The organism is Amycolatopsis sp. CFH S0740 (assembly GCF_004522315.1).
In the GTDB taxonomy this organism is placed as follows: Bacteria; Actinomycetota; Actinomycetes; order Mycobacteriales; family Pseudonocardiaceae; genus Amycolatopsis; species Amycolatopsis nivea.
This window is the reverse complement of record NZ_SDLS01000030.1, coordinates 111,401-120,141: the sequence shown is the minus strand read 5'-3', so window position 1 is coordinate 120,141 and position 8,741 is coordinate 111,401. Positions and strand designations below refer to the sequence as shown.

Sequence of the window (8,741 nt, the reverse complement as noted above, 5' to 3'; positions counted from 1 at the left end):
GGGTTGTGGGAGAGTAGGACACCGCCGAACTTAACCTGACAGTCTGGGCCCCGGTCCGAGAACCCCTGGTGGTTCTCCCGGGGCCCAGACTCATGTTCGCGTCCGCTCGGAGGGCGCGCGAGGCGGCTCAGGTCCGCCCGCGCGAGGTTGCTCCGAACGGGCCCGTAGGATAGTCAATCGGCCCTCGTACGGAGGGCCGTCTTCAGAATTCCAGAGTTGTCTATGGCAGGAGGCCAGGTGTCCGAGTTCGGTCGACGTGACTCAGCGGATGAGGGGTCCGGTCGGTCGGCTCGCCGCGACCAGGACTCCCGCGGCGGCCGGTCCGACGCGCCCCGGGGAGACCGGCGCGGCGCGCGGCAGGACCGCGGCGGGCGGGACAGCCACCAGGGCCGGCCCCGGCGGGACGACCGCGGCGCACGCGGGTCCGGAGGGTTCGCCGGCCGACCCGATCGCGGCGACGGCCCTCGCGAAAACCGCGGATACGGCGCGAAGCGCGACGACGACCGCGACTTCCGCCCCCGCGGCAAGCGCGAGTTCGACCGTCCGCAAGGCAAGTCTTACGGCGACCGTTCCGGCGGCAAGCCCTACGGCGACCGTTCGGGGCGTCCCGAGGGACGTTCTTCCTACGGCGAGCGCTCCGGCGGGCCCGGCAAGTCGTACGGTGATCGTCCGGATGGGAAGTCCTACAGCGATCGCGGCGGGCGGCCGCAGGGCAAGTCCTCTTATGGAGAACGGTCCAGCGGGCGCTGGAACGACGACCGGCGCGGCAGCGACGACCGGCGCGGGCCGGGCGGATACCGCGGCAAGGACTCCCAGGGCGGCGGGTTCCGCGACGATCGGCGCGGGTCCGGCGGATTCCGCGACAACGACCGGCGCGGCGGCTACGGCGACCGCGACAACCGAGGCGGCAAGCCCGGCGATCGCGAGGCGCGCGGCGGCTACCGCGACGACCGCGGCAGCAAGCCGGGCGGGTACCGGGACGACCGCGGTGGCAAACCCGGGGGCTACCGGGACGACCGTGGCGGCAAACCCGGGGGCTACCGGGATGACCGTGGCGGCAAGCCGGGCGGGTACCGGGACCGGGACGACCGGGGTCCGCGCGACGGTGGATTCCGTGGCGGGAACCGGGGTTCCGGCGGATTCCGCGACGACCGGTCCGGCGGGAACCGGCGCGACGACCGCGGGTTCCGCAACGATCGCGACGAGCGCCGCGACAGCCGTCCGGGCGGGTTCCGCAGTGACCGCCGCGACGAAGGCGGTTACCGCGGGGATCGCCGGGACGATCGCTCCGGCGGGTTCCGCGACAACCGGCGGGACGACCGTTCGGGCGGGTTCCGCAATGAGCGGCGCGACGAAGGCGGCTACCGCGGAGACCGGCGGGACGATCGGTCCGGTGGGTTCCGCAACGATCGCCGCGATGAAGGCGGTTACCGCGGGGATCGGCGCGACGATCGCTCCGGCGGATACCGGAACGACCGGCGTGATGACCGCTCCGGCGGGTTCCGCAACGACCGGCGCGACGAGGGCGGCTACCGGGGCGAGCGGTCCGGCGGGTTCCGTCGCGACGATCGCGCCGGGGACAAGCGGCCTGGCGGGGATCGCCGGGACGAGCGTTCGGGCGGGTTCCGCAAGGACCAGCGCGACGGTGGGTTCCGGAACGACCGTCAGGACGAGGGTGTCCGCGGGCGGCGCGACGAGGTCGAGGAGACCTCGTCGGCTGCGGTCGAATCCGCGGTGGTCGACGAGGTGACTGCGGGCTCGGGTGCCGCGGACGTCGAGTCGGGTGCGGGGGACCGGACCGACAGCGTCGAGGCCGCTGAGGGCCAGGAACGGCCGCAGGACAGCCGGGACGACCGCGGCGAGCGGCAGGACCGTCGGGAGCGCGACAACCGCGACAACCGCAGCGACCGTGGCGACCGCGACAACCGTGGCAGCAGGGACAACCGCGACAGCCGTGGTGACCGGCGTGACCGCAGGGACGACCGTCCTCGCACCAAGCGGCCGGTGACGGTCGAGGAGCAGGACGCGGCACTCGCCCGCGAGCTGCTCGAAGCTCCGGAACTGCCTGAGGACATCGAGTTCTCCGACCTCGACGAGGAAGTCCGCCGGGAGCTGCGGACCCTGCCGAAGGGGCTCGCGGAGACCGTCGGGAAGCACCTGGTCGCCGCGGGCGGGCTGGTCGACGAGGACCCGGAGGCCGCGCTCGAGCACGCGCGGTACGCGAAGACCAAGGCGTCTCGGGTGCCGATCGTCCGCGAAGGGCTCGGGCTGGTCGCCTACCACGCCGGCAACTGGCAGGAAGCGCTGTCCGAACTGCGTGCCGTCCGGCGGATGACGCGCAGCGACGAGCACATCGCGATCATCGCGGACGCCGAGCGCGCGCTCGGCCGTCCGGAGCGCGCCCTCGACCTCGCCAAGGAGACCGACAAGGAACGGCTCACCAAGTCGACCCAGGTCGAGCTGGCGATCGTCGCGGCGGGTGCGCGGCGGGATCTCGGGCAGCTGGACGCGGCGGTCGTGTCGTTGCAGGGGCCGGACCTCCAGGCCGCCAAGCGCGATCCGTGGAGCGCGCGTCTGTTCTACGCGTACGCCGACAACCTCGAGGCTGCCGGGCGCAAGGAAGAGGCCGTGCAGTGGTTCCTGAACGCCGCGGAGGCCGACGCCGAGGACGAGACCGACGCCGCCGAGCGGGCCGCGGACCTGGCGAACGAGGCGAACGCGAACGAGGCGAACGGTTCCAGCGAGACGGATGACTGACGTGGCCTACGACGCGCTGCTGTTCGATCTCGACGGCACCGTGTACCACGGGACGCAGGTGATCGAGGGTGCCGCGGAAGCCGTGGCCGCCGTGCGCGACAAGGGCACGGCGATCCGGTTCGTGACCAACAACGCGTCCAAGGCCCCGTCGGCGGTCGCGGAGCATCTCCGGGACCTCGGGATCTCCGCGGACACCGAAGAGGTGCACACGAGCGCTCAGGCGGCGGCCGGGCTCCTTCGGGACCGGCTGCCGTCCGGGGCGAAGGTGCTCATCGTCGGCACCGTCTCGCTCGGCGACCAGATCTCCGCCGCGGGACTGGAACCGGTGCGGACCGCGGGCGACGACGTTTCCGCGGTGGTGCAAGGACATTCGCCGGAAACCGGATGGGCGGACCTCGCCGAGGCGAGCATCGTGATCCGGGCAGGCGGGCTGTGGGTCGCGACGAACACCGACACCACGCTGCCCACCGAGCGCGGGCTGATGCCGGGCAACGGGTCCATGGTCGGGGCGCTCAAGATCGCCACCGGGGCGGAGCCGGTCGTCGCGGGTAAGCCGCAGCCGCTGCTGTTCGAGACGGCCGCGCGGTCGGCGAAGGCGAAGCGCCCGCTGGTGGTCGGCGACCGGCTCGACACGGACATCGCGGGTGCGGTCGCGGCGGGGCTCGACTCGCTGTGCGTCCTCACCGGCATCGCGACTCCGGCGACGCTGCTCACCGCGATCCCGGCGGAACGACCGACTCACCTCAGCTCCGACCTCACCGCGCTCGCGCAGCCGGCCGACGAATTGCGCGTCGGCAAGCGAACCGGCTGGGAGATCAGCGAAGGGGACGTGCTGACCGTCCGCGGCGAAGGCGACAAGCTCGACCTGCTGCGCGCGCTGTGCGACGCGGCGTGGCGCACGGGCGTCTCGCAGGTGCGCGCGGACGGCGACGCGGCCGCGGCGGCAGTGACCGGGCTCGGGCTGGCCTGACTGGTAGTTTGGGGCTGTGCACCCGAACGTTCCGCGGCCGGTTCCCGGACCCCCGCCGATCCCCGGACCCGGCCCGCAGCAGACTGACCCGCGGGCGGGCATCGACGAGGCCGTCGCCGGGCTCGACGACCTCGACACGCTGCCGCCCGCCGAGCACGTGGACCGGTTCGAGGCCGTGCACACCGAGCTGACCGTGGCCCTGTCCAGCATCGACAAGGTCTGACCGGCGTGGCCAAACGGGCCAGGCTCGACGCGGAACTCGTGCGGCGCGGACTCGCGCGCTCCCGCGAACAGGCCTCCGCGCTCATCACCGGCGGCAAGGTCACCGTGCGCGGCATGGTCGCCACGAAACCCGCCACCGGCGTGGAAAACGACGCGCCGATCGTCGTGAAGGACGAGGACGACCCGGGCTGGGCGTCGCGCGGCGCGCACAAACTCCTTGGCGCGCTTGAGCGTTTCGGTCCCGAGGGGCTCACCGTCGAGGGCCGCCGCTGTCTCGACGCGGGCGCGTCCACCGGCGGGTTCACCGATGTGCTGCTGCGCAACGGCGCCGACCAGGTCATCGCCGCCGACGTCGGGCGCGGGCTGCTCGACTGGAAGCTGCAGACCGACGATCGCGTCGTGGTCCTCGACCGCACGAACGTCCGCAACCTGACGCCCGACATGCTCGGCGGGCAGGTGGATCTCGTCGTCGGCGACCTTTCCTTCATCTCGCTCAAGCTCGTGCTGCCCGCGCTCGCCGAGTGCGCCCGTGACGGTGCGGATCTGCTGCCGATGGTCAAACCGCAGTTCGAGGTCGGCAAGGACCGGCTCGGCAGCGGCGGCGTGGTGCGCGATCCGGAACTGCGCGTCGAATCCGTGCTGGGCGTGCTCGCCGAAGCCGCGAAGCTCGGCCTGTCGCTGCGCGGGGTCGTCGCGAGCCCGTTGCCGGGACCCTCCGGGAACGTCGAATACTTCGTGTGGCTCCGCAAAACGGAGCCGGAAGACGCGGGCAGCGAGGACGCCGAACGGCTCGTGCGCACCGCAGTCCAGGAAGGACCCCAGTGACCGCCGAACGTGAAGTGCTCCTCGTGGTGCACCCCGACCGGGACACCACCCGGGAGGCCGCCCGCGAGGTGTCCCAGCGGTTCGCCAAGGCCGGGATCCGGCTGCGCGTGCTCGACGAGGACGTTCTCCAGCTGATCGACCCGGACGGCTGCATGGCGAAGCCGTGCACCGTGGTCGCGCCCGAGCACAACCCGGCCGAGGGCGCCGAACTCGTGTTCGTGCTCGGCGGCGACGGGACCCTGCTGCGCGCGGCGGAGCTCGCCCGTCCGGCCGAGGTGCCGGTGCTCGGCGTGAACCTCGGCCGCGTCGGGTTCCTCGCCGAGGCCGATTCGGACGCGCTCGCCGACGCCGTGCAGCGCGTCGTCGACCGCGAGTACCACGTCGAGGACCGGATGACGGTCGACGTCACGGTCACCGCCGACGGCGCGGAGATCTACCGGACCTGGGCGCTCAACGAGGCCAGCGTCGAGAAGTTCAGCCGCGAGCGGGTGCTCGACGCGCTGATCGAGGTCGACGGCCGCCCGGTTTCGTCCTTCGGCTGCGACGGCGTGCTGTGCGCGACGCCGACCGGTTCCACCGCGTACGCCTTCTCCGCGGGCGGCCCGGTGCTGTGGCCGGATGTCGAGGCGCTGCTCGTGGTGCCGAGCAACGCGCACGCGATGTTCTCCCGTCCGCTCGTCGTGTCACCCGAGTCGGTGATCACCGTCGGCATCGACCCGAAGGGTCCGAAGGCGGCGCTGACCTGCGACGGGCTGCGGTCGTTCGACCTGCCGCCGGGCGCGCTGGTGCGCGTGGTGTGCGGCAAGCAGCCGGTGCGGCTGGTGCGGCTGTGGGACGGCGTGTTCACCGACCGGCTGGTGTACAAGTTCGGCCTGCCGGTGCGCAGCTGGCGCGACCGGCGCGGCGGGGAGCGCCAGGGCGGCTGATCCGCGACGCGCCCGCACAAGTGTTCGACCAGCGAAAAGAAGAGTTAGCGGACCTCGGACGCACAGAAGGTCGGTGCGGGCCGCTACCGTATGCGTCGTGCTGGCCGAGATGCGCATCCAGGGCCTCGGAGTCATCGAGGAAGCCCTGCTGGAACTGCACGCGGGCTTCACCGTGGTCACCGGTGAGACGGGTGCGGGCAAAACCATGGTCGTCACCGGGCTGCATCTGCTCTCGGGCGGACGGGCCGAGGCGTCGAAGGTCCGGAACGGGATGCTGAAGGCATTCGTCGAGGGCCGGTTCACCGTCGGCAAGGACGACGCGGCCGCCCGCATCGTCACCGACGCGGGGGCCGACGTCGACGAGGACGGCAGCGTCATCGCGCTGCGCACGGTCGCGGCCGACGGGCGCTCGCGGGCGCACCTCGGCGGCCGGTCGGTGCCGGTCGGGGTGCTGTCCGACCTGTCCGAGCAGGTGATCGCCGTGCACGGGCAGAACGACCAGCTGCGGCTGCTGCGCCCGGCCGAGCAGCGCGCGGTGATCGACCGGTTCGCCGGCGAGGACGTCGGGCGGCCGCTCGCCGCCTACCGCCAGGTCCGCGAGGAATGGCTGGCCGTCATCACCGAGCTGAGCGAGCGCTCCAACCGCTCCCGCGAGATGGCGCAGCAGGCGGACCTGCTGAAGCACGGGCTGAACGAGATCGACGCGGTCGCCCCCGAACCGGGCGAGGACGTCGAGCTCACCGAGCAGATCAAACGGCTCGCCGCGGTCGACGAACTGCGTGCGACGGCCACCGAGGCGCACGCGGCGGTGTCCGGCGCGCAGGACGGCGATCCGGACGCGCCGGGCGCGCTCGGCCTGGTCGGCGAGGCGGTGCGGCGGCTGGTGTCGGCGGAGGATTCCGCGCTGAGCGACCTCGTGCCGCGGCTGGAAGAAGCTTCCACGCTGTTGAGCGACGTCGGCGCGGAGCTGGGCAGCTACGTCGAGAACCTGGACGCCGACCCGGCGCTGCTGGAGAAGGTGCTCGCGCGGCAGGCCGATCTCAAGCGGCTCACCCGCAAGTACGCCGCGGACGTCGACGGCGTGCTGGCGTGGGCCGAAGACGCGCGCCGTCGGCTCGAATCGATGGACACGTCCGAAGAAGCCCTGTCCGCGCTGGCGTTGCGCCGGGACGAGCTGGCCGTGCAGCTGGTCGCGCACGCCACCGAGGTTTCCGCCGCGCGCGGCAAGGCGGCCGCGGAACTGGCGACGGCGATCACCAAGGAGCTGTCCGGTCTCGCGATGGGGCAGGCGGAGCTGGAGATCACCGTCGAGCAGCGTCCGGCCGAGCACGGCGACCGGCAGGCGCTCGCGATCGACGGACACGCGGTGCACGCGGGTCCGGACGGCGTCGACGAAGTGGAACTGCTGCTGCGGGCGCACAACGGCGCGCCGCCGCTGCCGGTGCACAAGGCCGCTTCGGGCGGTGAGCTTTCGCGGGTGATGCTGGCGATCGAGGTCGTGCTGGCGCACGCGGACACCGTGCAGACGCTGGTGTTCGACGAGGTCGATGCCGGGGTCGGCGGCCGGGCCGCGGTCGAGATCGGACGGCGGCTGGCGCGGCTCGCGCGCACTCACCAGGTCCTCGTGGTCACGCACCTGCCGCAGGTCGCCGCGTTCGCCGACCAGCATCTGGTGGTGGACAAGGGAACCAGCGGCGGCGTCACGCGCAGCGGCGTGAAAACGCTCGACCAGGACGACCGGGTGCGCGAGCTGGCCCGGATGCTCGCCGGCATGGACGGCACCGAGACCGGCCGCGCGCACGCCGAGGAACTCCTTGCCACGGCGGAGAAAGACAAGGCGAAGAACACCGGCGCGAAGCGCAAGCGCGCGAAGAAGGGCTGACCGGATTCCATGACCTGGGCCACGCTGGCCGACGTCGAAGCCGAACTCGCCCGCGCGCGGCGGGAGGACGATCTCGACCGCTTCCTCGGGCTCCTCGGCGACGAGGAGCTGTTCGTGCCGATCCACCGGGACGAGGCGCAACGGCTCGCGCAGGACCGGACCTGGTCGCCCGCGAAAGTCTGCTGCGCGCACGGCGGCGAACCGTCGCTGCAGGTGTTCACCCGCGGCGCGCTGCCGGATTTCGGCGCGGACGTGGTGTTCCTCAGCGGCGACCTCGACTGGGCCACGCACGGTCTCGGGCACGAGGAACAGGTCGTGTTCAACCGCGGCACGCTCGGCGAATGGCGGGTGAGCGCCGCGGCCGTGCTGCCCTGGGTCGACGCGAACCCGCACCGGGTCACCGCGGTGGAGCAGCAGGTCGAGCGGCTTTACACGGCCCGGTACGGACTTCTCGACGGTCCGGTCGCGCACGCGCTCGCCTGCGGCGCGCACCAGGCGGTGCTGTCGGCCGAACCGTGGAACGTCCTCGACGCGCGCTACCACGATTACGTCGCCGAGGTCCGCGGCCTGCGCGACTGGTGGGGCGTCGCGGACGCGACGGACTGGCGGGCCGCGATGGACCGGCTGCTCGGCGATTCCTACCAGCTCACCACCGGGAACCTCGTGCTCGTGCTGCGCGCCCGCAGCGGGCTGGCGCTGGACGTCTACGGCTGGGTCGAGCTGGTCCGGCAGTGGTGCGCCGACAACGACGCCGAGGACCAGGCCGGTCCGCTCCTCGAGGCGGTGCGCCGGATCGTCCGGTACGAACAGCGGTTCCGCGCCGACGGCCTGCTCGAGCCGGACGGCGTGGTGGACAGCATCATCGGCTGGGACGTCGGCCGCGCGGTCGAATTGGCGCGCTGGGGTTTGGCGGTCGGGTACTGCGACGCGCTCACCGCGGAATTGATGGTGCTGGAAGCCGGCGCGATCGCCCGGCGCTACCACGGTTCCTGGGCGGAACTGTCCACCGGATACGTGCTGGGCAGGCTGCTCGCGCTCGACGGCGAGGAATTCGGGCCGGAATACGTTTCGGCCGCCCGGGTGCGCCACCGGCTGCTGAACGATCCCGCGAGCCCCTGGTCCAACCTCGATTTCGAGGCGGGCGGACCGCACAGTTAAC

Annotated in this window: 7 protein-coding genes; all 7 read left to right on the top strand. The window is 72.6% G+C overall.

Annotated features, from left to right (window positions below; genetic code table 11):
• Positions 1–237 precede the first annotated feature (237 nt).
• Complete coding sequence (locus EIZ45_RS47090) at positions 238–2,757, top strand: hypothetical protein (protein ID WP_240690884.1); 2,520 nt, start codon at positions 238–240, stop codon at positions 2,755–2,757.
• Complete coding sequence (locus tag EIZ45_RS36555; protein WP_134668146.1) at positions 2,750–3,727, top strand: HAD-IIA family hydrolase; 978 nt, start codon at positions 2,750–2,752, stop codon at positions 3,725–3,727. The genes EIZ45_RS47090 and EIZ45_RS36555 overlap by 8 nt, the downstream gene beginning before the upstream one ends.
• 16 nt (positions 3,728–3,743) lie before the next feature.
• The gene (locus tag EIZ45_RS36550) at positions 3,744–3,950 is read left to right on the top strand and encodes a hypothetical protein (RefSeq protein WP_009079580.1); all 207 of its coding nucleotides are present in this window, start codon (positions 3,744–3,746) and stop codon (positions 3,948–3,950) included.
• A gap of 5 nt (positions 3,951–3,955) precedes the next feature.
• Positions 3,956–4,774: a TlyA family RNA methyltransferase gene (locus tag EIZ45_RS36545; RefSeq protein ID WP_134736101.1), complete on the top strand. Its 819-nt coding sequence runs from the start codon at positions 3,956–3,958 to the stop codon at positions 4,772–4,774.
• Positions 4,771–5,700: an NAD kinase gene (locus tag EIZ45_RS36540; protein WP_037815439.1), complete on the top strand. Its 930-nt coding sequence runs from the start codon at positions 4,771–4,773 to the stop codon at positions 5,698–5,700. The genes EIZ45_RS36545 and EIZ45_RS36540 overlap by 4 nt, the downstream gene beginning before the upstream one ends.
• 97 nt (positions 5,701–5,797) lie before the next feature.
• A complete protein-coding gene (gene recN, locus EIZ45_RS36535; protein WP_037815441.1) occupies positions 5,798–7,582 on the top strand; it encodes a DNA repair protein RecN in 1,785 nt (594 codons plus the stop codon).
• Positions 7,583–7,591: 9 nt separating this feature from the next.
• A complete protein-coding gene (locus tag EIZ45_RS36530; protein WP_037815442.1) occupies positions 7,592–8,740 on the top strand; it encodes a DUF1266 domain-containing protein in 1,149 nt (382 codons plus the stop codon).
• Position 8,741 lies beyond the last annotated feature (1 nt).